Source organism: Leucobacter sp. Psy1 (genome assembly GCF_020096995.1).
In the GTDB taxonomy this organism is placed as follows: Bacteria; Actinomycetota; Actinomycetes; order Actinomycetales; family Microbacteriaceae; genus Leucobacter.
This window is the reverse complement of the sequence record NZ_CP083692.1, coordinates 2,626,723-2,649,648: the sequence shown is the minus strand read 5'-3', so window position 1 is coordinate 2,649,648 and position 22,926 is coordinate 2,626,723. Positions and strand designations below refer to the sequence as shown.

At 68.5% G+C, this 22,926-nt stretch carries 23 protein-coding genes; 15 read left to right on the top strand and 8 right to left on the bottom strand.

Translation table 11 applies throughout. The annotated features are described in order from the left end of the window. Window position 1 precedes the first annotated feature (1 nt). From efeO to purL, 3 genes are all read right to left on the bottom strand, one after another. On the bottom strand, window positions 2-1,237 hold the full coding sequence (gene efeO / locus K8P10_RS12525; RefSeq protein WP_224779237.1) for an iron uptake system protein EfeO: 1,236 nt from the start codon (window positions 1,235-1,237) through the stop codon (window positions 2-4). Further along, window positions 1,234-2,145, bottom strand: a complete 912-nt coding sequence (efeU, locus tag K8P10_RS12520; protein WP_224779236.1) for an iron uptake transporter permease EfeU — start codon at window positions 2,143-2,145, stop codon at window positions 1,234-1,236. The genes efeO and efeU overlap by 4 nt, the downstream gene beginning before the upstream one ends. 324 nt (window positions 2,146-2,469) lie before the next feature. Next, window positions 2,470-4,803 (bottom strand): phosphoribosylformylglycinamidine synthase subunit PurL, encoded by a 2,334-nt coding sequence (purL, locus tag K8P10_RS12515; RefSeq protein WP_224779235.1) that lies wholly within the window; start codon window positions 4,801-4,803, stop codon window positions 2,470-2,472. A 64-nt stretch (window positions 4,804-4,867) separates the two neighbouring features. On the opposite strand from purL, the gene K8P10_RS12510 reads away from it, so the two are divergent. The 10 genes from K8P10_RS12510 (at window position 4,868) to hemB (ending at window position 15,384) form a co-directional block, all read left to right on the top strand. Further along, complete coding sequence (locus K8P10_RS12510) at window positions 4,868-5,866, top strand: hypothetical protein (protein WP_224779234.1); 999 nt, start codon at window positions 4,868-4,870, stop codon at window positions 5,864-5,866. Window positions 5,867-6,048: 182 nt separating this feature from the next. Further along, window positions 6,049-7,038: a siderophore ABC transporter substrate-binding protein gene (locus tag K8P10_RS12505; RefSeq protein ID WP_224779233.1), complete on the top strand. Its 990-nt coding sequence runs from the start codon at window positions 6,049-6,051 to the stop codon at window positions 7,036-7,038. Then, complete coding sequence (locus tag K8P10_RS12500) at window positions 7,035-8,126, top strand: ABC transporter permease (protein WP_224779232.1); 1,092 nt, start codon at window positions 7,035-7,037, stop codon at window positions 8,124-8,126. The genes K8P10_RS12505 and K8P10_RS12500 overlap by 4 nt, the downstream gene beginning before the upstream one ends. After that, window positions 8,119-9,183 carry an iron chelate uptake ABC transporter family permease subunit gene (locus tag K8P10_RS12495; RefSeq protein ID WP_224779231.1) on the top strand — a complete coding sequence of 355 codons (1,065 nt, stop codon included), beginning with the start codon at window positions 8,119-8,121 and terminating at the stop codon, window positions 9,181-9,183. The genes K8P10_RS12500 and K8P10_RS12495 overlap by 8 nt, the downstream gene beginning before the upstream one ends. Beyond that, window positions 9,180-9,941: an ABC transporter ATP-binding protein gene (locus tag K8P10_RS12490; protein WP_224779230.1), complete on the top strand. Its 762-nt coding sequence runs from the start codon at window positions 9,180-9,182 to the stop codon at window positions 9,939-9,941. Before K8P10_RS12495 ends, K8P10_RS12490 begins: the two co-directional genes overlap by 4 nt. A gap of 108 nt (window positions 9,942-10,049) precedes the next feature. Further along, window positions 10,050-11,141, top strand: coding sequence for a uroporphyrinogen decarboxylase (gene hemE / locus K8P10_RS12485; RefSeq protein WP_224779229.1), 1,092 nt, complete (start codon window positions 10,050-10,052; stop codon window positions 11,139-11,141). Further along, window positions 11,131-12,597, top strand: coding sequence for an NAD(P)/FAD-dependent oxidoreductase (locus tag K8P10_RS12480; RefSeq protein ID WP_224779228.1), 1,467 nt, complete (start codon window positions 11,131-11,133; stop codon window positions 12,595-12,597). The genes hemE and K8P10_RS12480 overlap by 11 nt, the downstream gene beginning before the upstream one ends. Continuing rightward, window positions 12,594-13,604, top strand: coding sequence for a hydroxymethylbilane synthase (gene hemC, locus K8P10_RS12475; protein ID WP_224779227.1), 1,011 nt, complete (start codon window positions 12,594-12,596; stop codon window positions 13,602-13,604). Before K8P10_RS12480 ends, hemC begins: the two co-directional genes overlap by 4 nt. After that, on the top strand, window positions 13,601-14,398 hold the full coding sequence (locus K8P10_RS12470; protein WP_224779226.1) for a uroporphyrinogen-III synthase: 798 nt from the start codon (window positions 13,601-13,603) through the stop codon (window positions 14,396-14,398). Before hemC ends, K8P10_RS12470 begins: the two co-directional genes overlap by 4 nt. Further along, window positions 14,395-15,384: a porphobilinogen synthase gene (gene hemB, locus K8P10_RS12465; protein WP_224779225.1), complete on the top strand. Its 990-nt coding sequence runs from the start codon at window positions 14,395-14,397 to the stop codon at window positions 15,382-15,384. The genes K8P10_RS12470 and hemB overlap by 4 nt, the downstream gene beginning before the upstream one ends. A 48-nt stretch (window positions 15,385-15,432) precedes the next feature. Here the strand turns inward: hemB and purQ are convergent, their stop codons facing one another. From purQ to K8P10_RS12450, 3 genes are read right to left on the bottom strand one after another with little or no spacing between them, the layout of a single operon-like run. Continuing rightward, window positions 15,433-16,134, bottom strand: coding sequence for a phosphoribosylformylglycinamidine synthase subunit PurQ (gene purQ / locus K8P10_RS12460; RefSeq protein WP_224779224.1), 702 nt, complete (start codon window positions 16,132-16,134; stop codon window positions 15,433-15,435). Next, window positions 16,134-16,409 carry a phosphoribosylformylglycinamidine synthase subunit PurS gene (gene purS, locus K8P10_RS12455; RefSeq protein ID WP_224779223.1) on the bottom strand — a complete coding sequence of 92 codons (276 nt, stop codon included), beginning with the start codon at window positions 16,407-16,409 and terminating at the stop codon, window positions 16,134-16,136. The genes purQ and purS overlap by 1 nt, the downstream gene beginning before the upstream one ends. 49 nt (window positions 16,410-16,458) lie before the next feature. Next, window positions 16,459-17,364 carry a phosphoribosylaminoimidazolesuccinocarboxamide synthase gene (locus K8P10_RS12450; protein WP_224779222.1) on the bottom strand — a complete coding sequence of 302 codons (906 nt, stop codon included), beginning with the start codon at window positions 17,362-17,364 and terminating at the stop codon, window positions 16,459-16,461. A gap of 87 nt (window positions 17,365-17,451) precedes the next feature. Between K8P10_RS12450 and K8P10_RS12445 the strand changes: the two genes are divergently transcribed. Next, window positions 17,452-18,408 carry an SRPBCC domain-containing protein gene (locus K8P10_RS12445; protein WP_224779221.1) on the top strand — a complete coding sequence of 319 codons (957 nt, stop codon included), beginning with the start codon at window positions 17,452-17,454 and terminating at the stop codon, window positions 18,406-18,408. A gap of 54 nt (window positions 18,409-18,462) precedes the next feature. Here K8P10_RS12445 and purD read toward each other — a convergent pair whose 3' ends face one another. Then, complete coding sequence (purD, locus tag K8P10_RS12440; RefSeq protein WP_224779220.1) at window positions 18,463-19,713, bottom strand: phosphoribosylamine--glycine ligase; 1,251 nt, start codon at window positions 19,711-19,713, stop codon at window positions 18,463-18,465. An 85-nt stretch (window positions 19,714-19,798) separates the two neighbouring features. On the opposite strand from purD, the gene K8P10_RS12435 reads away from it, so the two are divergent. From K8P10_RS12435 to K8P10_RS15475, 4 genes are all read left to right on the top strand, one after another. Then, entirely contained in the window at window positions 19,799-20,128 is a 330-nt protein-coding gene (locus K8P10_RS12435) for a sterol carrier family protein (RefSeq protein WP_224779219.1), read from the top strand. A 67-nt stretch (window positions 20,129-20,195) separates the two neighbouring features. Beyond that, complete coding sequence (locus K8P10_RS12430) at window positions 20,196-20,588, top strand: hypothetical protein (RefSeq protein ID WP_224779218.1); 393 nt, start codon at window positions 20,196-20,198, stop codon at window positions 20,586-20,588. A 32-nt stretch (window positions 20,589-20,620) separates the two neighbouring features. Further along, window positions 20,621-20,911: a twin-arginine translocase TatA/TatE family subunit gene (locus K8P10_RS12425; protein ID WP_224779217.1), complete on the top strand. Its 291-nt coding sequence runs from the start codon at window positions 20,621-20,623 to the stop codon at window positions 20,909-20,911. A gap of 65 nt (window positions 20,912-20,976) precedes the next feature. Then, entirely contained in the window at window positions 20,977-21,336 is a 360-nt protein-coding gene (locus K8P10_RS15475; RefSeq protein WP_370631874.1) for a twin-arginine translocase TatA/TatE family subunit, read from the top strand. Between the two features lie 70 nt (window positions 21,337-21,406). Here the strand turns inward: K8P10_RS15475 and purF are convergent, their stop codons facing one another. Beyond that, window positions 21,407-22,879, bottom strand: coding sequence for an amidophosphoribosyltransferase (gene purF, locus K8P10_RS12415; RefSeq protein ID WP_224779216.1), 1,473 nt, complete (start codon window positions 22,877-22,879; stop codon window positions 21,407-21,409). Between the last annotated feature and the right edge of the window lie 47 nt (window positions 22,880-22,926).

The window sequence follows — 22,926 nt, the reverse complement described above, 5'->3', positions numbered from 1 at the left end:
GCTAGCCCGAGACGACCGCTGCCGTGAGGCGAGACATCGGCTCGCTCAGAGCACCGAGCTGCGCGGCGAGCGCGTTCCGCTCGTCCTGCGTGACGGTGTCGTAGGAGACGAAGCCGTCATCGTAGGAGCCGTACTCGGCGAGCAGGTCGAGCATCTGGCTGAACTGGTCGTCGAGCTCGTCGACGAGGTCCTCCTCGTCGTTCGCGACGGCGAGATCGCGGACGGTGTCGAATGCGACCTGCGACCCTTCGACGTTCGCCGTGAAGTCGTAGAGGTCGGTGTGCGCGAACTCGTTCTCCTCACCGGGGAGCTTGCCGTCGGGGGCGGCGATCTCGTCGAGCAGGCCCTTGGCTCCCTCGGTGATGTCGGCCAGGGTGAGGGTGAACTCGGGGTCGGCGACCTTGTCCTTCAGCTCAGTCACGTCAGCGACGAGTTGATCGCCGAGTTCCGCGCGCTCCTCGGGGGTGAGCGGCGCGAGGTCCGGGTCGCCGTCGTAGTCCCCGTTCGCCGCGGCCTCGTCGTGCCACAGGTCCATCTCGATCCGGTGGAACCCGGTGAAGGGTAGCCCCTCCTCGTCCGCTCCGGGCTTGCGGTAGTCGATCTTCGGATCGAGGTCGCCGAACTGCTCGGCGGTGGGCTCGATGCGCTCGTAGTTGACGCGGGCGAGCGGGAAGAGGCGCTGCGCCTCCTCGTCGTCGCCTGACGCGTACGCCTCGATGAACTGCTCGACGAGCGGAACGAGCTCCTCGGTCTGCGCCTTGACGTAGCCGACGTACTGGGCGATGACCGCGTCGTCCTCCGGGGTGGTCTCGATGGCGTCGCCGGTCACGGTGAACGCGGCCTGTCCGACGCCCTCGCCGATCATGCCCGGCTTGCAGCTCGTGAAGTAGTCGCCCGGGTTCGCCTGCACCGTCAGCTCACGCGTCGCGCCCGGCGCGATGTTCTCGACTTCGCCGACGATCGTGAGCTCGTTGTCGCCGAGCAGGTAGAACTCGTTCACTTTGGACCCGTCGTTCGTGACTGCGAAGGTGACGGTGCCGCTCGTAGTCTCCGCCGTGCCGATAGTGCAGGCGGTGTCGGTCGCGGTCACCGCGATCGCCTCGGCGTCCGGGGCGGCGTTGGGTACGCATCCCGTGAGGAGCATCGCCGCGGCGCCGATGGTCGCTATTGCGGGGAGCCCCGCGAGGCGGGCACGACTGCGTCGCCTCGAATCGGAGGGGGTGTGTTCGGTGGTCATCGGGATCCCTTCTGCTGTGCGACGGCGTTCCGCGCCGTCGCGTCCCGTCCCTGAGCAAGAGATCTGCGCAGGAAAATCGTGAGTGTGGGTACCAGGAAGATCACCCAGACGAGCAGCTCGAGCTTCGTCATCTCCGGGGTGAAACCGACGGTTCCCTGGAGGATCGCCGCGAGGATGCCATCGGGAGCGATCACGTCGGGGATCCGGAACGCCCACGCCGCCTCGCCGAACCAAGCGGCGACGATGGGCGATGCGCCCTCGGGCACCGGCATGAACGGCCCGGGGAGGAACGCCGCCTCCTGCAGATCGTGCACGCCGTAGGCGAGCACTCCCGCAGCGAAGACGATGAGGAGTGCTCCGGACCAGCGGAAGAACCTGGTGAGATCGATGCGGATCAGCCCGCGGAACATCGCCCAGGCGAGGAGCGCGGCCACGGCGATCCCCGAGACCGCGCTCGTGAAGCCGAGCAGTGGTGAGGTGTCGCTCGCTCGTGTCGTCGCCCAGATGAAGAGAGCGGTCTCGAGGCCCTCCCGTCCCACGGAGACGAAGCCGATCGCGGCTACGCCCCAGCCATTACCGGCAAGCGCGACATCGACCTTTCCGCGGAGCTCGCCGGCGAGGTTGCGGGAGGCCCGCAGCATCCAGAACACCATCCACGTCACCATTGCTGCGGCGAGGATCGAGAGGCTTCCGCCGATCGCCTCCTGCGCGCGGAACGAGAGGCCGTAGGCTCCGTACGTCAGGGTCGCGCCCAGCACGAGCGAGGTCGCGACCGCCGTGGCGACGCCGAGCCAGATTTTCCGCGCCGCGTCGGGCCGGCCGATCTTCCGCACGTACGCCAGCAGTATGCTGACGACGAGCGCCGCTTCCAGGCCCTCGCGCAGGCCGATCATCAGGGTACCCAGCACGCGCGCGCGACCTCTCGAGAAAACATCCGATCTGAGTAAGGCGAGCCTTACAAATGAAAGTTAGCACGCATTCATCAGATGAGGAAGTTTTTGGTGTGGCGAGATGCGAGAGCGCCCTTGCGCGCCGACGCGCCCCTTTTGCTCTTACGTGCCCCGCGGACCCCTGCGTTCACTCGCCCCCCCCGCGAGTGAACGCAGTTTGTGGTGAAAAGTCGGTCTGCGCAACGAACTGCGTTCACTCGATGGGAACGGCGCGAGCTCGAATACGTGAAGCGCCCCGGGCCCGAGAGTACGGGCGCCGGGGCGCTGCAGCAGCTCAGAAGGCTACGGGCGCTCGGCGATGATCTCCCCGAAGTAGCCGGGCAGGGTCGACGTCCACGCCGTGCGGAGCTCCGTGAGCGGCAGCGTGAAGCGGTCCTGCAGCTCGATCGCGGCGTCCTCTCCGCGGCGATCGGTCACGCCGACCTTCAGGACGGGGAAGTCGCGCCCATCGCAGAGACCGCGGAACTTCACGTCCTCCTCGTGCGGCACGGCGACGAGCACGCGGCCCTGCGACTCAGAGAAGAGCGCGGCGGCGGCATCGACGCCGTCGCGCGAGATGATCTCGTCGATCCACACGCGGGCGCCGGTGCCGAAGCGCAGGCATCCGTCGGTGAGCGCCTGCGCGAGGCCGCCTTCCGAGAGGTCGACGGCGCCGGAGAGCAGACCGCCCTGCGTCGCAGCGTGCAGCAGGTCGGCGAGCGCGCGCTCCGCGTCGAGGTCGGCGACCGGGGGAACGCCTCCGAGGTGGTCGTGCACCGTGCCGGCCCAGGCGGAACCGTCGAGTTCGTCGCGAGTGGTGCCGAGGAGGTAGAGGTGATCCCCCTCGTCCTGCCAGCCGCTCGGGACTCGGCGGGCCACGTCGTCGATGATGCCGAGCACGCCGACGACGGGGGTCGGGTGGATCGCGGTGTCACCCGTCTGGTTGTAGAGCGACACGTTGCCGCCCGTGACCGGGGTCTCGAGTGCGAGGCAGGCGTCAGAGAGTCCCTCGACCGCTCGTGAGAACTGCCACATGACTTCCGGGTCCTCGGGGCTGCCGAAGTTCAGGCAGTCGGTGACGGCGGTCGGCACCGCCCCGGATGCGGCGACGTTGCGGTACGCCTCGGCGAGTGCGAGCTGCGCGCCCGCGTAGGGATCGAGCTGGCTGTATCGGCCGTTCGCGTCGGTCGAGATGGCGACGCCGAGGCCGCTCTCCTCGTCGACGCGGATCATGCCGGCGCCGTCGGGGAAGGAGAGGGCCGTGTTGCCGAGCACGTAGGTGTCGTACTGGTTCGTGACCCACGACACGTCGGCCTGGTTCGGCGACGCCGCGACGGCGATGAGCTGGGCGCGCAGGTCGTCGCCGGACTCGGGCCTGGCGAGACCTGCAGCGCGCACTCCGGATGCCTGCAGCGCGTCGATCCAGGAGGGGTAGGCGACGGGGCGCTCGTAGACGGGGCCGTCGACGGCGACGGTGCGCGGGTCGACGTTCACGATCTCCTCACCGCGCCAGTTGATCACGAGGCGACCGGTGTCGGTGACTTCGCCGAGCACGCTGGTCTCGACGTCCCACTTCGCCGTCACGGCGAGGAACTCGTCGAGCTTCTCCGGGCGCACGACGGCCATCATGCGCTCCTGGCTCTCCGACATGAGGATCTCCTCGGCCGTGAGCGAGGGATCGCGCAGCAGGACGCTGTCGAGTTCGATGAACATGCCACCGTCGCCGTTGGAAGCGAGCTCGGAGGTGGCGCAGGAGATGCCTGCGGCACCGAGATCCTGGATGCCCTCGACGAGTTCGCCCTGGAAGAGCTCGAGGCAGCACTCGATGAGTACCTTCTCGGCGAACGGATCGCCGACCTGCACGGCCGGGCGCTTGGTCGGTCCGCCCTCGCTGAAGCTGTCCGAGGCGAGGATCGAGGCGCCGCCAATGCCGTCCCCGCCCGTGCGGGCGCCGAAGAGCACGACCTTGTTGCCGGTGCCCGAGGCGTTGGCGAGGTGGAGATCCTCGTGGCGGAGTACGCCGACGCCGAGCGCGTTGACGAGCGGGTTGGCCTGGTAGACGCCGTCGAAGACGGTCTCGCCGCCGAGGTTCGGCAGGCCGAGGCAGTTCGCGTAGAAGCTGATTCCGGAGACGACGCCGTGGACCACGCGCGCGGTGTCCGGATCGGCGACGGCACCGAAACGGAGCTGGTCCATGACCGCAACGGGGCGTGCACCCATCGAGATGATGTCGCGGATGATCCCGCCGACACCGGTAGCGGCGCCCTGGAACGGCTCGATGTAGGAGGGGTGGTTGTGGCTCTCCACCTTGAAGGTGACGGCCCATCCCTCGCCGATGTCGATAACGCCGGCGTTCTCGCCCATGCCGACGAGCAGCCGCTCGCGCATCTTGTCGTTCACCTTCTTGCCGAACTGGCGGAGGTAGATCTTCGACGACTTGTAGGAGCAGTGCTCCGACCACATCACCGAGTACATGGCGAGCTCGCCGGAGGTGGGGCGACGGCCGAGGATCTCGCGGATGCGGTCGTACTCGTCGGGCTTCAGCCCGAGCGCGCCGTACGGCTGCTCCTTCTCCGGGCTCGCGATCGCGTCGGCGACGGTGTCTGGGCGGGGCTCTACGGCGGTGCTATCGGTCACCCGAACAGTCTACCGGGGTTGCACGCATTGCTCTTTTCCAGTCCGGCAGTGCACACTCGGGGGTATGAGTGATCCGAATCCGCAGACGCAGGAACCGCAGCAGGCGCCGCCCGCGCAGTCTCACGAGGGAGACCAGCACCGGCTCTCCCCGTTCCTCAAGGTGAGCATCATCCTGCTCGCCGCACTGACGATCGCATCGATCTCCCTGCTCTTCCTCGGCGACTTCGAGGGGCGCTTCGAGCGCGTGTTCTCCACGTTCGCGCTGTTCACGGTGTTCGTGCTGTTCACGGCATTCGACACCAGCCGGGAGCGCAAGTCGGAGTGGTACGCGCCGGTCGCCCTCATTGCGAACACGTACATCCTCGGGCTCCTCCTCATCGTGATCTGGATGACCTCGTACGACCCGTTCACGCTCGGGTTCGAGATCCTGTGGAAGTCGATCGTGGTGATCGCGGTGACGCGCCTGGTGATCCTCTGCTGCCAGATCCTCTTGAGTCTGGGTGCGCAGTATCCGCCCGTGGTTCCGCGGTTCGGGTTCATCACGAGCATCCTCGCGGTCCTCTCCGGCATCATGTTCACCGCTCCGGTGGGGATCGAGTCGTTCGACCTCACGGTCCCGGATCTCTATTGGAAGATCGCTACTGCGACGCTGATTCTCACGGCTCTGGGTCTCGCGATCACGCTGCTGCTCCGGTGGACCTACGGTGCGGATCGCCGTGCGGCGGCGCGCGCCGAGCGCGACGCCATGGCGGCGAATCGATTCGCGCAGGTTCGCGGCCAGGCACCGCATGCCCCCGGTCAGCCGTACCGAGGCGGACAGCCCTACGGATCCAGCGCGCCATCGGGCCCGGCGCAGCCGCAGTCCCAGCCGTCGACCCCGGGTCACCAGCCGGTGCCACCGCGCGTGCCGTCAGCCGGTCAGCCCCCGCAGCAGGGCGGGCAGCAGCTGCTGCCGTGGCCGACGTTCCCCGACGGTCGACCGCTTCCGATGCGTCCTGATGGCCAGCCCGATTTCTCGGTGCTGCGACAGTCGGGCGGACCGGGAGATACGGGCCGCGCATAGTTCGGCTCGGCGCTGCGCGGCAGCTTCACGGTCCGGCGCACGGCGCGCCAGACTTGAACATCTGATGAAGTGCAGGTTAGGCTACCCTCAATCCCGCTGAACTGATGGGATTCATCATGCCGAGCGCGACGAGAACTGCGCATTCGGCCAGGTGTTCGTTCGAGAGTGAGGGAGTCACCCCCGTGTCCATTCGTCATGCCCGTCCGGCCGCATTCGCCGCGCTGACCCTGGGTGCCGCGCTGGCGCTCTCCGGCTGCGCGGCCGGCGATTCCGGAGACGACGCCGAGTCGACCTCCGCCTCGACCGTCACCATCACCGACAACCACGGCGAGGTCGAGGTGCCGGTCAACCCTGAGAAGGTCGTCGCGCTCGACAACCACGTGTTCGAGACGCTGAGCGAGTGGGAGATCCCGCTGGCCGCTGCGCCGAAGGGCCTGATGGGCGACAACTGGCCGGAGTACACGGATGACGAGGCCGTCGGCGACGTCGGCACCCACCGCGAGCCCGACCTCGAGGCAGTTGTTGCTGCGCAGCCCGACCTCATCATCGGCGGCTACCGCTTCGGCGACTCCTACGACGATCTCGTGGAGCAGAACCCCGACGCCGTGGTCATCGAGATCGCTCCGCGCGAGGGCGAGGATGCCGTCGCCGAGCTGAAGCGCGAGACGGAGATCCTCGGCCAGATCTTCGCCCACGAGGACGAGGCGGAGCAGATCAACGCAGGACTCGACGAGTCGATCGCCGCGGCCAAGGAGGCCTACAACGGCGAAGACACCGTGATGGGCTTGCTCACCTCGGGCGGCAAGATCGAATTCGCCGCTCCCGTCACGGGCCGCGCGGTCGGGCCGGTCTTCCCGGCACTCGACCTGGTCCCCGCCCTGGACCGTGAAGCCGAGGACACGTCCCACGGCGACGACATCAGCGTCGAGGCGATCGCGGATGCGAACCCCGACTGGATCGTCGTGCTCGACCGGGACGCGTCGTTCACCGAGCCCGAGCCCGGGTTCGTGCCCGCCGAGGAGCTCATCTCGGGCTCCGAGGCGTTGAAGCAGACGACCGCGGTGAAGGAGGGGCAGGTGGTCTACCTCGATCCGAGCTTCTACCTGACGGAGGACATCCAGGCGTACACGCACCTCTTCGATCAGCTGCAGGAGGCGTTCAGCGCCGCATGAGCCGAGATCACGGCTCCGCAGTGCATCGGAGTGCAGACGGGGCGTCCACCGACAGCGGTGGGCGCCCCGCCGGGCGTCTCCCGGTGAGCGATGACGTTCCCCCCGAGGCGGTGCCCGAGCCTGACATCGCGGCGCACCACCCCCGTCGGCCCCGGCCGTGGCGGCTCGTCGTCGCGGTGGTCGTCGTCCTGCTGCTCCTCGTCGCGTCCTTGCTCGTCGGGGTCTACGACATCACCGACGGCGAGTTCGGTGCGGAGATGTTCTGGATCACCCGGGTGCCGCGTACGCTCGCGCTCGTGCTCGCAGGCGCCGCCATGGCGACGAGCGGACTCGTGATGCAGATGCTCACGCAGAACCGGTTCGTCGATGCCACGACGTCGGGAACGACCGAGTGGGCGGCGCTCGGCCTGCTCCTGACGACGCTGCTCGCACCAGCCGTAGGGCTGGTGGGTCGCATGGTCGTCTCGAGCGTGTTCGCGTTCGTTGGCGCGATGGCGTTCCTCCTGATCCTGCGCCGGATCGTGATTCGCACGACGCTCGTGGTCCCGCTCATCGGGATCATGCTCGGCGCCGTCGTCAGTGCGGTCACCACCTTCCTCGCCGCGCAGTTCAACCTGCTGCAGATGGTGTCGACCTGGTTCATGGGCAGCTTCACGCCCGTCGTGCGCGGCAACTACGAGGTGCTCTGGATCGTCGCCGTTGTGACGGTGCTCGTGTTCATCAGTGCCGATCGCATCACTGTCGCGGGTCTCGGCAAGGACGTCGCGACGAGCGTCGGCGTCAAGTATGAGACGGTGCTCATCGCCGGAACGGCGCTCGTCGCCGTCGCAGCCGGCGTGACAACGGTCGTGGTCGGGTTCCTCCCGTTCCTCGGCCTCGTGGTTCCGAACATCGTCGCGATGGTGCGCGGCGACCACGTGCGCAGCAATCTCCCGTGGGTGTGCCTCGGCGGCATCGCCCTGGTCACCGTGTGCGACCTCATCGGAAGGACGATCCGCATGCCGTTCGAGATCCCCGTCTCCATGGTCCTCGGCCTGGTGGGTGCCACCGTGTTCGTCTCGCTCCTCCTGAGGCAGCGTCGTGGCTGAGTCGGTTCCCGCGGAGGCGCGTCAGGACGGTCAGGGCGCGGAGAGGCTCGGGAGCACGGGGGATCTCCCGAACCTGCCCGACCCGGCGGAGTCGTGGTGGCGACGGTTCGGCGCGCTCGTGATCGTCTTCTCGATCGCCGTGGCGCTCGCGGTGGCGGTCCTCGTCTACCAGAACCCCGCACCGGTGGGGAGTTCGGGGTTCTGGGTGATCGTGCAGACCCGGTTCGCGTCGCTCGGCACGATCGCGCTCGTCGCGGTGTCCCAGGCGGTCGCGACGGTGCTGTTCCACACGGCGACGTCCAACCGGATCCTCACCCCGTCGATCCTGGGATTCGATGCTCTGTACGTGCTGACGCAGACCGCGCTCGTCTTCGTCTTCGGCACGGCCGCTGCGAGCATGGAGGGGATCCCGAAGATCATCGCGCAGAGCGCGCTCATGGTGGCTTTCGCGACGGTGCTGTACGGGTGGCTGTTCTCCGGAAAGCGGGCGAACCTGCACCTGCTCCTCCTCGTCGGAGTGGTGCTCGGCATGGGGTTCGGGTCCGTCTCGACGTTCATGCAGCGACTGCTCACCCCGAGCGAGTTCGACGTGCTCAGCGCCCGGCTCTTCGGCAGTATCGGCAAGGGGAACACCGACTATCTGCCGATTGCCGCGGCGATCGTCGCCGCCGTGCTGATATACGTGTGGCGCAAGCGCCGCACGTACGACGTGATCGCGCTCGGCCGCGAAGTCGCCGTAAGTCTCGGCGTGAACTACCGCAGGGAGGTCGTGACGATCCTCGTGATCGCCGCGGTGCTCGTCTCGGTGTCGGCGACGATGGTGGGCCCCATGACGTTCTTCGGGTTCCTCGTCGCCACGCTCGCCTACCAGTTCGTGCGGGGCGACCGGCACTCCGAAACGCTGCCCCTCGCGATCGGGATCGGGCTCGTGACGTTGCTCGGCGCGACCTTCGTGCTGCGCAACATCTTCGCCGCCGCGGGTCTCGTGACGGTCATCATCGAATTCGTCGGCGGTCTCACCTTCCTGATCGTCCTGTTGAGAAAGGGACTGCGTTGATCGAGCTGCGCGGAATCGACAAGCACTACGCCGGAAAGCACGTGCTCGGTCCGATCGATCTGACGATCGAGCGGGGCGGCGTCACGGCGCTCATCGGCCCGAACGGCGCGGGCAAGTCGACGATGCTCACCATCATCGGGCGGCTGCTCGAAGCGGACCACGGCAGGGTCACGGTCGGCGGGTTGGACGTGCGCAAGGCGAAGTCCTCGGATCTCGCGAAGACGATCTCGATCCTCCGCCAGGAGAACCACTTCATGGCCAGGCTGACGGTCAGGCAGCTCGTGAGCTTCGGTCGATTCCCGCACTCGAACGGGCGACTGACCGAGACGGATCACCGAGCGATCCACGCCGCGATCGCGTTCCTCGACCTCGCAGGCATGGAGGACCGGTTCATCGACGAGCTCTCCGGCGGTCAGCGTCAGCGAGCGTTCGTCGCGATGGTCCTCGCGCAAGACACGGACTACGTGCTGCTCGACGAGCCGCTCACCGGCCTGGATATGCGGCACGCCGTAGGCATGATGCGCCAGGTGCGTGCGGCTGCGGACACGCTCGGCAAGACCGTGGTCCTCGTGATTCACGACGTCAATTTCGCGGCGGCGTACGCCGATCGGATCATCGCGCTCGAGAGCGGCAGGATCGTGGCCTCGGGGACGCCAGACGAGATCATGACACCAGAGGTGCTGGAGCGCGTGTTTGAAACGCCCGTCGAGGTGGTCGAGCAGGGCGGGAAGCGGGTCGCGATCTACTACCGGCTCTGAGGAGACGAGCGGTTCACGGACGAGGGGAAGCGATACAGCTGCTCTGAGGTCATCGTACCCGATAGATCTGATGAGCCAGATCAGATGTATCGGGTACGCTAGCGGCCGATGAATGAGCTGCCTGAGAACCATCCCTTGAACGACGGGCGCACCACCCGCGCCCCGCTGGTGCGCGCGCTGCGCGGCGACCGCCCCGAGCAGTTGCCGGTATGGTTCATGCGTCAGGCAGGCAGGTCCCTTCCAGAGTACCGCGAGATCCGGAAAGACATCGGCATGCTCGAGGCCTGCCTCGAGCCGGAGGTCGCGACGGAGATCACGCTGCAGCCCATCCGCCGTCACGGCGTCGACGCTGCGGTCTTCTTCAGCGACATCGTCGTGCCTCTGCTGCTCGCGGGGGTGGACGTCGACCTGGTCGCGGGGCGCGGCCCGGTCTTCGCGAACCCCGTACGCACGGCGGAGGATGTCGCTCGATGCCGGAGGGAGTTCGGCCCCGACCGTCTGCGCGAGTCGATCGAACCGGTGCGGGCCGCCGTGCGCCGCACGGTCGAGGAGCTCGGCAGCACCCCGCTGATCGGCTTCGCAGGCGCCCCGTTCACGCTGGCCGCCTACCTCGTCGAGGGCGCCCCGTCGAAGGACCACCTGCGTGCGCGCAGTCTCATGCACGCGGATCCGGAGACCTGGCGCGAGCTACTCGACTGGACCGCAGAGCTCAGCGACGTCTTTCTCACCGCCCAGGTCGAGGCGGGCGCGAGCGCCGTCCAGCTCTTCGATTCATGGGCCGGATCGCTCGGCGTCGCCGACTACCGGGATCATGTCGCACCGGCGTCGCGCCGTGCGCTGCAGACGGTGCAGTCGATGCGCGTCGCAGGTGGGGAGCCTCTGCCGACGATCCACTTCGCCGTGGGTTCCGGTCACCTCCTCGAGGAGGTCGCGACCCTCGGCACGAGCGCTCACGGGATCGACTGGCGTACGCCGCTCGACGAGGCCAGCGCGCGCTTCGGGGATCGGTTCCCCCTGCAGGGCAATCTGGATCCGGCGTACCTCGACGCCCCGATCGAGGTGCTCGAAGCGCACCTCGACGATGTCGTCCGCCGCGGCGAGCGCGCCCCAGGTCACGTGCTGAACCTCGGCCACGGGGTGCCGCCTTCGGCGGACCCCGACGTGCTCACCCGCATCGTGGAGCTGGCGCATGACCGCTGATGCACGTCTGACGCGCTCGCGGGTCGTCGTGATCGGCGGCGGCGTCTCCGGCCTCATCGCCGCTCGCGACCTCGCGCTCGCCGGAGTGCCCGTCGATCTGCTGGAACGGGAGCCGAACCTCGGGGGTCGTATCGCCCAGGCCGAGATCGCCGGCCTGCGGATCGATGTGGGGGCCGAGGCATATGCGACGCGCGGAGGTACCGTCGAGGAGCTGCTGCGCGAGCTCGGTCTCGCGTCCGAGATCACGACGCCTGCGCCGCTCGGTTCCTGGGTGGTCGCGGGGGATCGCGCCATGCCGCTCCCTGCCTCGGGTGCGGGCGGCGTGCCGAGCGACCCGCTGTCGCGCGCCTCGTTCGCAGCGCTCGGCGTGACCGGAGCGCTGCGGGCGGCCGTGGAGCCGCTCCTTCCCGCGAGCGTTGGCGCCGACAGCGAGACGCTCGCGGATCTCGTCCGTGCCCGGCTGGGCTCACGCGTGCTCGATCGCCTGGTCAGACCGGTGTCGCTGGGTGTCTACTCGACCGCGCCCGAGCGGATGCCGATCGACGCCATTCCCGGCCTGGGCACCGCGTTCGCCCGCCGCGGCTCGCTCGTCAGGGCCGCACGCGATCTGCGGGACAGCCGCACGGCAGCCGGCGGCGCCGTCTCGGGTCTGCAGGGAGGAATGGGCGAGCTCGTACACCGACTGGTGGAGGAGCTCGAGCGCCTCGGCGTCCGAATCCGCACCGAGGTCGACGTCTGCGCGATCGAACGAGACGGCGGTGACTGGACCGTGCGAGACGCGTCCGGCGCCGAGCAGGCTCGGGGAGGCGCCATCGTGCTCGCCGTCGACGAGCGCACGGCGGCACGTCTCATCGATCCAGCAGTCGAACCGGCCTCGGGGGAACCCGAGCGGGTCGAGGTGATCGCGCTCGTGCTCGACGACGGACGCCTCACCCGTGCGCCGCGCGGTACCGGCGCACTGGTCGCCGAGGCCGAGGGCACGGATCTGGGCTCTCCGCGTGCCCACCACCACGACGACCCGATCCGGGCGAAGGCCCTGACGCACGCCAGCGCCAAATGGCCGGTACTCGCGAGACGAGCCGGCCAGGACCGGCAGGTGATCCGTCTCTCCTACGGTCGCACCGGCCGGGTCCCGGAGACCGAGCAGCTCGACGACTCCGCCGCCATGCACCTCGCCCTCTCCGATGCCTCGCGTATTCTCGGCGTCACGCTCCATGCAGCCTCGGTCCGCGGGATGGCGCGGAGGATCTGGCAGGTGAGTGGACCGATCGTCTCTGGCGAAGGCCCGCACGTGCAGGCGCCGGCAGGCGTCGTGCTGGCAGGGGACTGGGTGTCCGGCACCGGTCTCGCATCGGTCATTCCGGGTGCGCGCGATGCCGCCCGGCTCGCACTGCGGGCGGTCTCCGGCTCCGATGCCGCGAGTACCGGCCCCATTACCACCGGAGGGAACTCATGAGCACCGTCACCCGTGTCGAAGGGCCGGTCGGTGCGCGACCCGATCTCATCAGGATCGGCACGCGCGGGAGTGCCCTCGCGATCTCGCAGACCACCACTGTGGCCGAGGCGATCGCGGCTGCCACGGGTATCGATGTGGTGCTCGTCACCGTGAAGACCGAGGGCGACGTGTCGCGGCAGTCCCTTTCGCAGCTCGGCGGGACCGGAGTCTTCGTCAGCGCGCTCCGCGACGCGCTCATCGGCGACCGCTGCGATATCGCGGTGCACTCCCTCAAGGATCTCCCCACCGCCCCCTGCCCGGGCATCTCGCTCGGGGCGATCCCGGTTCGCGCCGACGCCAGGGACGCACTGTGCGCCCGCGACGGCAAGACGCTCGCCGACCTCCCGCACGGCGCCAGCGTCGGCACTGGCTCGCCACGCCGGGCCGCGCAGCTGCTCTGCGCCCGTCCCGATCTCAACGTGCGCGATCTCCGGGGCAACGTCGACACGCGTCTCAGGCGCGTCGAGAACGACCTGGACGCCGTCGTGCTCGCGGCGGCGGGGCTCGACCGGATCGGTCGCTCCTCGGCGATCACGGAGCGCTTCGCGCTCGACCGGACCCCCGGAGCGCCAGGTCAGGGCGCGCTCGCGCTCGAGGTGCGGGAATCGGATCTCGCGCGGGAACCGTACGCCACCGCATTCGCAGCACTCAACGACAGCGAGGCCAGGGCGAGCGCCCTCGCCGAGCGCGAGCTGCTCGCGGCGCTCGAAGCCGGGTGCGCGGCTCCTGTGGGAGCGACGGCGCGCATCGCGGGCGACCGACTCCTCCTGAGCGCGACGGTCTACCGTCTCGACGGTGCCGAATCGCTGACGGCCTCAGCCGACTGCCAGCTGCCCGCCGGTGCCGATACCGCGGAAACGGGTGGAACAGCGTCAGACGCCGCCGCGGTGGACCTCGGCAGGCGCGTGGCCTTCGACCTGCTCGAGCGCGGAGCGGCGTCGCTCGCCCCGCTCGGAAGCGCCCGGTGACTGCGCGGATCCTGATCGCCCGCGGCGGAGACGCCGGGGAGCGTCTCGCCGCCGCGGTCCGGGCCAGGGGCGGGGAGCCAGTGGTGGCTCCGCTCATCGTCCAGGCTCCGCCTGAGGACCCAGGCGAGCTCGCCACCGCGATGTCGCTCTGGAACGCCGGTCTCTACGACTGGATGGTGGTGACGAGCGCTCACGGTGCCACGGCAGTCGCCGATGCCGGCGCAGGCATCGGCGGTGCGATCGCGGCGGTCGGCCCCGCCACCGCCGAGGCTCTCACCGCCCGAGGCCTCGACGTCGCCCTGACCCCTGACGGGGACTTCTCTGCTGACGGGATCGCCGAGGCGCTGCTGGACCTGCTGGGAGAGGAGCCGACGCGCATCCTCCTGCCCGTCTCCGAGATCGCGGGGACGACCTTCGAGCGCGCGCTCCGCGAAGCGGGACATCGCGTCGATCGCGTGACTGCGTACCGCACGCTCCCAGCACCCGAGACGCGGGAGACGGTCGAGGCAGCGGCGCTGGTGGCCTCGGGAGCGTGCGACGCGATCCTCGTCACGAGCGGTTCGATCGCCCGTGAGGTCGCGCGGCGATTCGCCCCCTTGCCAGACACGACGCGTGTCGTCTCCATCGGTCACCCGACGGCGCGAGCGCTGCGCGAAGCCGGTGTGCGGGTCGACGCCATCGCCGATCCGCACACCGCGGACGGCCTGCTCGACGCACTCGAACGCCTCGACCTCCTCTCTGCAGCCGAGCACCCAGACCTCACCCCAGCACCCGAATCGAGGACCAGCCCATGACCATCGACCTCGCAGCCCGCCCCCGTCGCATGCGCCGCACTCCGGCGCTTCGCCGCCTCGTCGCTGAGACCCGCCTGCACCCGGCGGAACTGATCCTCCCGGTGTTCGTGCGCGAAGGGCTCGCTGAACCGCGTCCCATCACCTCGATGCCCGGTGTGGTGCAGCACACCATCGATTCCCTCAGGCGAGCCGCCACCGAGGCTGCGGAGGCTGGCCTCGGTGGCATCATGCTCTTCGGCGTCCCCGAGGTGCGCGACGCGCGTGGGAGCGCCGTTGACGATCCCGAGGGCATCCTGAACGTCGCGCTCCGAGCCGTCGTCGAGGAGGTCGGCAACGATATCGTCGTGCAGACCGACCTCTGCCTCGACGAGTTCACCGATCACGGGCACTGCGGCGTGCTCGACGCATCCGGCTTCGTGGACAACGATCAGACGCTGGAGCGATACCGCTCGGCCGCCCTCGCGCAGGCGGAGGCTGGAGCGCACCTGCTCGGGCTCTCGGGCATGATGGACGGCCAGGTCGCCGCGGTCCGTGAGGCGCTGGACACGGCCGGATACCAGGACACCGGTCTCATCGCCTACGCCGCGAAGTACGCCTCGGCCTTCTACGGTCCGTTCAGGGAGGCCGTGGACTCGCAGCTGCTCGGCGGGGATCGCCGCACCTACCAGCAGGATCCGGCCAACCGTCGAGAGGGCCTCCGCGAAGTGCGCATGGACCTCGCCGAGGGCGCGGACACCGTCATCGTCAAGCCGGCGATGTCGTACCTCGACGTGCTCTCAGACGTGGCAGCCGAGAGCCTCGTTCCCGTGTGGGCCTATCAGGTCTCCGGCGAAGCGGCGATGATCGAGGCCGCAGCGGCGAACGGGTGGATCGACCGACGACGCGTGATCGAGGAGGCCGTGACCGGCATCAAGCGGGCCGGTGCCGACGCGATCCTCACCTACTTCGCGATGGAGCTCGCGGGCTGGATCCGCGAAGAACGCTGACTGGTCGGGGTGGTCGGGGCTTCGATGACCCCGACCACCCCGACCCGATCAGACTCGGGCGACGATGGCCTCGACCGCGCTCGTGAAGCAGCGCAGGCCGTCGGTGCCTGAGCTCATTGCACTCGGAGTGTCGGGGCCGAAGCCCGCTTCGACGGCGTGCTCCGGGTGCGGCATGAGGCCGACCACGTTGCCGCGCTCGTTCGTCAGGCCGGCGATGTCGTTGAGCGACCCGTTCGGGTTCACTCCCGCGTAGCGGAACGCCACGAGCCCTTCGCCTTCGAGCCGCTTGAGCGTCTCGTCGTCGGCGATGAAACCGCCATCACCGTTCTTCAGCGGGATGACGATCTCCTCGCCTGCCGCGAACTGGTGAGTCCAGGCGGTGTCTGCGTTCTCCACGATGAGCCGCTGATCGCGGCGGATGAATTGCTGATGCGCGTTGCGGATCAGACCTCCGGGCAGCAGATGCGACTCCACGAGCATCTGGAACCCGTTGCAGATGCCGAGTACCGGCACACCGCGGTTCGCGGCAGCGACGACATCGGTCATGATCGGGGAGAGGGAGGCGATCGCACCGGGGCGCAGGTAGTCGCCGTAGCTGAACCCGCCCGGCAGCACGATGGCGTCCACGTCCTTGAGATCGTGGTCCCCGTGCCACAGGGCGACCGGCTCGGCGCCGGCGTAGCGGACGGCCCGCTGCGCATCCCGGTCGTCGAGCGAACCGGGGAAGGTGATGACTCCGATCCGCGCCATTACGGTGCCACCGGAAGGTCGACGGGGGCGCCGTCCACGGAGATCGCGACGACGTCTTCGATCACGGAGTTCGAGAGGATCTCGTCGGCGACCTTGCGCACCTCGGTCAGCGTGTCCTCGGTCACGTCGCCATCGACGGTCAGCTCGAAGCGCTTGCCGATGCGGACGTCCTGGAACGCTCCGTGGCCGAGGCGCTGGAGGGCGCCGAAGGTCGCCTTCCCCTGCGGATCGAGCAGCTCTGCCTTCGGCATGACTTCAACAACAATCGTGGGCACGGAGGGCCTCCAACATCGGGGTAGGGCAGGTCGGACGTCACGAGCCAGTTTAGCCGGTCCGCACCGGGGCCTCGAGACCCGTCAATCGCACGTAGAGCTCGCGGTAGCGCGCGAGCGTGCGATCCACGATCTCCTCGGGCAGCATCGGAGGTTCTCCGATGCGATCCCAGTTCGCCGACAGCCAGTCGCGCACGATCTGCTTGTCGAATGACGCGAGGCGCTCAGCCCGAGGCAACTCCGGATCCAGGTACGCCGACGCATCCCAGTACCGACTCGAATCGCTCGTCAGCACCTCGTCGGCCAGCACGATCTCACCGGTCGCCGGATCCACGCCGAACTCGAACTTCGTATCCGCGAGCACGAGCCCCCGTTCGGCGGCGAGGTCACGGGCTTCGCTGAAAATTCGGATCGACGCGGCGCGCAACGCTTCAGCCGTCTCTCGTCCGAGCAGCTCGACGCTCTGCTCGAACGAGATGTTCTCGTCGTGCTCGCCGAGCGGCGCCTTGGATGCCGGAGTGTAGATGGGGGACTCCAGCAGATCACCGTCCTCGAGGTGTTCCGGCAGCTCGATGCCGCACACCGCCCCTGTTCGCTGATACTCGGCGAATCCCGATCCGGTGATCGCGCCGCGCACCACGCACTCCACCGGCAGCATGTCGAGCCGTCTAGTCACCATCGCTCGTCCGCGCACAGATGCGGGCACCTCGGGACCTGCCGGGTCGAGATGGTTCGGGATCCGGATCCGGTCGAACCACCACTCCGAGAGCGCGGTGAGCACCTCGCCCTTCCCGGTGATCGGCGGCTCGAGGACGAAGTCGAACGCGCTAATGCGGTCGCTCGCGACCACCAGCAGGTGCGATTCGGATCCGTCGGCGGGCACGTAGAGGTCCCTGACCTTGCCGGAGTAGCGGTGTTCCCAACCGGGAATGGCGAGCGGAGCGGAGTGATTCGTCACACGGGTATTCTCGCAGACCGCCGACCAGCGTTCTCGCGGGTCGATGTCGGTGGTCCGCGTTATGCTGGAGGGGTCGTGAGGAGGGATATGGTTCCGGTCGGACCCGTGGTCGCGCGCTGCCAGACAGCGCAGCCGAGAAGGGTGCTCTGGGCATATCTGAGCGACCCCGATCTCCGTGCGGAATGGTGGCCGGAGCTGAATCTTGAGTCGCGCCTCGGGGGTACCGTGCGCGAGCAGTGGGCCGAGGGCGACGCGAGCCGCGATGCCAGCGGTGAGATCGACGTCTTCGTCGACGGTCACGCGCTCGGCTTCCGCTGGACCGAGGCGGGCGACCCCCGCCCGACCGCCGTGCTGATCACCCTGCGCTCCATCGGGGCCGGCGCGAGCCTCACGGTCACCGAGACTGGTTTCGACATGCTGCCCGATCCGTCTGCTCGCGCCGCAGCGTCTCAGGAGGGGTGGGACGTGCTGCTGCGCGACCTCTCGGCCGCCATCGACGACCTCGACGAGGACGACGCGGCCACGGCCGTCGCCACCGCGGAGGCTGCTGCGGCAGACACTGGTGCGGAGTCCGAGGCTGGCGAGGCCGAGACTGAGTTCGATGCGAAAAGCGAAACCGAGAACCCCGTTGCGGACGATGCCGATGAGGCTGAGACCGGCGAACGTGAGATCGAGGACGCGGTAGTCGTGGACGCCGAGGTCGAGGATGCGGAAGTCGTGGACGCCGAGGTGGTCGTCGACGAGGACGTAGCCGAAGAGGGCGTGGTCGATGAGGACGTGGTCGAAGAGGCCGTGATCGAGGGGGCTCCCGAGGCGGAAGATGCCGCTTCGGACTCGGACGATGCCGGAGACGCCGGCCCGCAGGTTCTCGCCCGGATCGAGCCGGACGAGCCTGCCGAGCTGCCCGAGGCTCCCGTCGACTCCGAGTCTGCCGCTTGGGCCGCCAGTGGTGTGAATATCACCGTCAACGGTGGTGCGGGCGACGACGACGATGACGAGTGGGATACCTCTACCGACTTCGATCGGCTGCTGCGCGGGCGCTGAGCCGTTTCACGCTCCGCTGGCGCTGACCCGCTTCATCCTCCGCTCGAGACCTGTTTACACGCGTGAGGCGATATCGGTGCGGAACTGCCCACCCTCGAGCGAGATGAGCTCTACCGCCTCGTAGGCGCGTGTGCGGGCGGTGGCGAAGTCCGCCCCGCGCCCGACGACTCCGAGCACGCGACCACCGGTGGCGATCCAGGATCCGTCGTCCCGCCGCTTCGTCGCTGCGTGAACGATGTGCACGCCGGGAACTGCGGCGGCCTCCTCCAGGCCGGAAATGACCCGCCCGGTCACGACCTCGCCGGGATAGCCCTCGCTCGCCAGGACGACGATCACAGCGGGCTCGTCCGAGAACTCGGGAGCGGGCTGCGCCTGGAGCGTTCCCGATGCGGCGGCGTGCAGGTAGCGGCTGAGTGGCGAGGCGAGACGGGGCAGGACGACCTGCGTCTCCGGGTCGCCGAAGCGAGCGTTGAACTCGATGACGCGCACACCTGATGAGGTGACGATGAGACCGCAGTACAGGAGCCCGATGAACGGCGTGCCCTCGCTCTCGAGCTGCCGCACGGTGGGAAGGGCGACGGTTCGAGTGATCTCCTCGACGAAATCCTCAGCCACCCAGGGGAGCGGTGAGTAGGCACCCATCCCGCCCGTGTTCGGACCCTCATCGCCGTCGAAGATCCGCTTGAAGTCCTGCGCGGGCGTCAGGGCGACGACGTCGTGTCCGTCCGCGAAGAAGAAGAGCGACACCTCCTGCCCGTCGAGAAACTCCTCGATGAGCACCTCGCCGTGCGGTGCCCAGGTGGTCACGTGCGCGAGTGCGGCATCACGATCCTGGGTGACGAGCACGCCCTTGCCTGCGGCGAGTCCGTCAGCCTTGACCACGTAGGGGGCGCCGAACTCATCGAGCACCGCTGCCGCTTCATCAGCGGTCGAGACGGGGGCCGCGCGCCCGGTCGGCACACCGGCCTCAGCCATGATCCGCTTCGCGAACGCCTTCGACCCTTCGAGCTGTGCTGCGGCGCGCCCGGGGCCAAACACGGGGATGCCGCGTTCGCGCAGCGGATCGGCGACGCCGGCGACGAGCGGCGCCTCCGGCCCGATGACGACGAGTTCGAACCCGTGCTGCTGAACGAAGTTCGTGACGGCGACCGGGTCGTCCGTGGCGAGCGCAGGCGTCTCCACTCCCTCCGCGGCGATCCCGGCGTTGCCTGGAGCGCACACCACCTCGTGACCGTCCGGCTCCGCCAGCAGAGCGCGGACGATGGCGTGTTCACGAGCACCGGGGCCAAGCACGAGGATCTTCACGCACTCCACACTACCGAACCCGCTCAGGCTCTCGAGCCCCTATCCTGGACGGGTGGCGCGGCGAAGGATCAGCGAGGCGGACGGCATGAGTGCCGTGTCGGGAGTGCTCGACGGGGACAGGGATCGCCAGACAGTGGCGATGGCGACGCGGTTCCTGCTCGAGGAGCTCGCGGTGATCGCGCCAGGCAACACGGTCGAGGTCCGAGTACCGCCGTTCGGGGCGACGCAGTGCGTTCAGGGACCGCGACACACTCGCGGGACGCCGCCGAACGTCATCGAGACCGATCCGGAGACCTGGGTGCTGCTCGCGAGCGGACGACTCGCCTGGGAGGACGCTCTGGCCCAGGCGAAGGTCACGGCATCGGGGTCGCGGGCCAATCTCGACGGCATTCTCCCGCTCGTCCGCCGCGCCTGAGCGCGATGACAGCGAACGGCCACCGGTTCCGGCGGATCACCAGCGATCGGCTGAGACAATAGTCTCTATGAGCAGTTCCGATCCCTCGTCGCACGACCCCGCCGAAACCCCCGCCCCGACAGCGGAGGGGAACGACGGGTCCGCTGCGGAGACGCCGGAATCGGAGTACGTGCCCGAGGTGACGGAGACCCGGATGGAGGTCTCGCTGCAGCGTTCGGTGCGGTACACGCGCCTGCTCATCGTCGGCGCCGTGCTCGGTGCGGTGGCGTTCGCGCTCGCCAGTCTGGCGTTCCCGGTGGCCCCCGAATCGGAGTACACGGTCGGGCAGATCGCCGGTTTCATGGCCGTCGTCGGTGCCGTGCTCGGGCTTGCGCTCGGCGGGGTGCTCGGACTCATCCTCGCTGCTGCGGTGAAGCGCCGTCGCGGCGCGGGTGTTGCTGTGCAGGCTGACGTGCGATAATCACGGAATCTGCGAGCGAACGGAGCCAGATCATGCTGCAGAATCTCGGTGGTGCACACCTCGTTGCAATCGTCTTCCTCGTCGTCCTGCTGTTCGGGGCGCCGAAACTGCCGATGCTCGCAAAGAACCTGGGTCAGTCCATGCGCATCTTCAAACGCGAGGTGACGACGGACAGCGCTGTCGCCGACGGTGAGGCGGAGCAGAGCGTCTCGACTCCCGCGTCGACCGTCGCCGCTCCGGCGGGGCCCGGCGTGGTTCAGACCGAGGTCGCGCCCGGGTCCGTGGCGCAGGCCGCCCCCGCGCGGAACGATCTCGCCCAGTAATCTCTGCGCCGTTCAGGGTGGCGTGGAATAATGGCCCTCACCTCGATTCAAGGAGCCCACGCCACATGTTTGGAAATCTCAGCGGCCCGACGCTGCTCGTCATCGTCTTCATCGTGCTGCTGCTCTTCGGCGCCCCGAAGCTGCCGGCACTGGCGAAGAGCCTGGGGCAGTCGATGAAGATCTTGAAGAAGGAGGTCCGCTCATCGGACGACGGCGCCGACGACGGCGCCGACGCGAAGACGCAGGGACGTCAGACGCAGGATCAGGCCCCCACGAACACCGCAGGCCCCGCGCCCGCTGCCGGTACGGTTGCACCGGGTGCTGAGGCCCCTGGCACCGCCGCCTCCCCCGGCATGGAGAGTCCCGGGGCCCCCGGCCCCGATGCGGTCCAGCCGCAGCCCGGGCAACGCGACGACCGCGTCTGATCCGTCTGAAACGTCCGGCGCACCTGCCGGATGAGGGGGACGTGCCGGTTTGGCACGTCCCCCTCGTGCGTCAGCTCTCCTGCGTCTGCTCGACCCACTCGAGGTACTCGGCATCCACGTCACCCGCGACGTACTCGCCGGTGAAGCAGCTCTGCTCGAGTCGCTTCACGTGATCCTGGCCATCGAGAATGGCCCGGTTCATCCCCTCCACCGTCTGGTAGATGAAGTGGTCGGCGCCGAGCACCTCGGCCACCTCCGCGGCGGTGCGGTCGTGCGCGATGAGTTCGCTCCGGTTCGGCATGTTGATGCCGTAGACGTGCGGAAAGACGACGGGGGGCGCGGCCGACGCGAAGATGACCGACTTCGCTCCGGCGGTTCGCGCCATCTCGATGATCTCGCGTGAAGTGGTGCCACGCACGACCGAGTCGTCGACGATGAGTACGTTCTTGTCCTTGAACTCGACGCTCATCGCGTTGAGCTTCTGGCGCACGCTCTTCTTGCGCACGGACTGCCCAGGCATGATGAAGGTGCGGCCGACGTAGCGATTCTTGAAGAAGCCCTCGCGGTACTCGATGCCGAGCTTCTGCGCCACCTGCATCGCGCTGGGCCTGGCCGAGTCGGGAATGGGCATCACGACGTCGATCTCGATGTCGATCTCCCGCATCTCCTCCGCGATCTGCTCGGCGAGCACGTCGCCGAGCCTGAGGCGGGCGTCGTAGACGGAGATGCCGTCGAGCACCGAGTCCGGGCGGGCGAGGTAGATGTACTCGAATGCGCAGGGAACGAGTTCTGTTCGCTTCGCGCACATCCGCGAGGTCATCGTGCCGTCGGGGCCGATGAGGATAGCCTCGCCCGGTTCGACGTCGCGCACGATGGTGTAGCCGCCGGACTCGAGCACGAGGGACTCGGAGGCGACGACCCACTCGTCTCCTCCGTTGAGGCCCGAGCGGACGCCGAGGACCAGTGGCCGGATACCGAAGGGGTCGCGGAACGCGAGAACACCGTGCCCGGAGATGAGGGCGATCGCGGCGTAGGAGCCCGTCACCCGATCATGCACGCGCGAGACGGCGTCGAAGACCTGATCGGACGTGAGCTCAAGACCTCGATCGGCTGCTGCGGGCTGGAGCTCGTTCGCGAGGACGTTGAGCAGCAGCTCCGTATCGGAGTGGGTGTTCAGATGGCGGCGGTCGAGCGTGTAGAGCTCCTCGGTAAGCTCACGCGTGTTCGTGAGGTTGCCGTTGTGGACCATGATGATGCCGTAGGGGGCGCCCACGTAGAACGGCTGCGCCTCCTCCTCCGTGAAGGCAGAACCCCGGGTCGCGTAGCGCACATGCCCGAGGCCGACGTTGCCGCGCAGTGCGCGCATATCGCGGGTCCGATACGCCTCGCGCACCTGGCCCTTCGCCTTCACCATGTGGAAGCGGTCGCCCTCGGCCGTGGCGATTCCGGTGGAATCCTGACCGCGGTGCTGCAAGAGCAGGAGGCTGTCGTAGATCTGCTGATTGACGGGCTCGGACGAGACAATACCGACGATGCCGCACATGCTGAGTGATTGCTCCCTGGGGGACGGGTGGCTCTAGATCAAGAGGC

Excerpts from the sequence above, each read along its gene's own strand:
- K8P10_RS15475 (WP_370631874.1), top strand. The coding sequence starts at position 20,977 with ATGTTTGGAAATCTCAGCGGCCCGACGCTGCTCGTCATCGTCTTCATC.
- purQ (WP_224779224.1), bottom strand. The coding sequence starts at position 16,134 with ATGGCGCGGATCGGAGTCATCACCTTCCCCGGTTCGCTCGACGACCGG.
- K8P10_RS12500 (WP_224779232.1), top strand. The coding sequence starts at position 7,035 with ATGAGCCGAGATCACGGCTCCGCAGTGCATCGGAGTGCAGACGGGGCG.
- K8P10_RS12435 (WP_224779219.1), top strand. The coding sequence starts at position 19,799 with ATGAGTGCCGTGTCGGGAGTGCTCGACGGGGACAGGGATCGCCAGACA.
- hemE (WP_224779229.1), top strand. The coding sequence starts at position 10,050 with ATGAATGAGCTGCCTGAGAACCATCCCTTGAACGACGGGCGCACCACC.
- purF (WP_224779216.1), bottom strand. The coding sequence starts at position 22,879 with ATGTGCGGCATCGTCGGTATTGTCTCGTCCGAGCCCGTCAATCAGCAG.
- K8P10_RS12430 (WP_224779218.1), top strand. The coding sequence starts at position 20,196 with ATGAGCAGTTCCGATCCCTCGTCGCACGACCCCGCCGAAACCCCCGCC.
- hemB (WP_224779225.1), top strand. The coding sequence starts at position 14,395 with ATGACCATCGACCTCGCAGCCCGCCCCCGTCGCATGCGCCGCACTCCG.
- K8P10_RS12480 (WP_224779228.1), top strand. The coding sequence starts at position 11,131 with ATGACCGCTGATGCACGTCTGACGCGCTCGCGGGTCGTCGTGATCGGC.
- hemC (WP_224779227.1), top strand. The coding sequence starts at position 12,594 with ATGAGCACCGTCACCCGTGTCGAAGGGCCGGTCGGTGCGCGACCCGAT.
- efeO (WP_224779237.1), bottom strand. The coding sequence starts at position 1,237 with ATGACCACCGAACACACCCCCTCCGATTCGAGGCGACGCAGTCGTGCC.
- K8P10_RS12445 (WP_224779221.1), top strand. The coding sequence starts at position 17,452 with ATGGTTCCGGTCGGACCCGTGGTCGCGCGCTGCCAGACAGCGCAGCCG.
- K8P10_RS12510 (WP_224779234.1), top strand. The coding sequence starts at position 4,868 with ATGAGTGATCCGAATCCGCAGACGCAGGAACCGCAGCAGGCGCCGCCC.
- K8P10_RS12425 (WP_224779217.1), top strand. The coding sequence starts at position 20,621 with ATGCTGCAGAATCTCGGTGGTGCACACCTCGTTGCAATCGTCTTCCTC.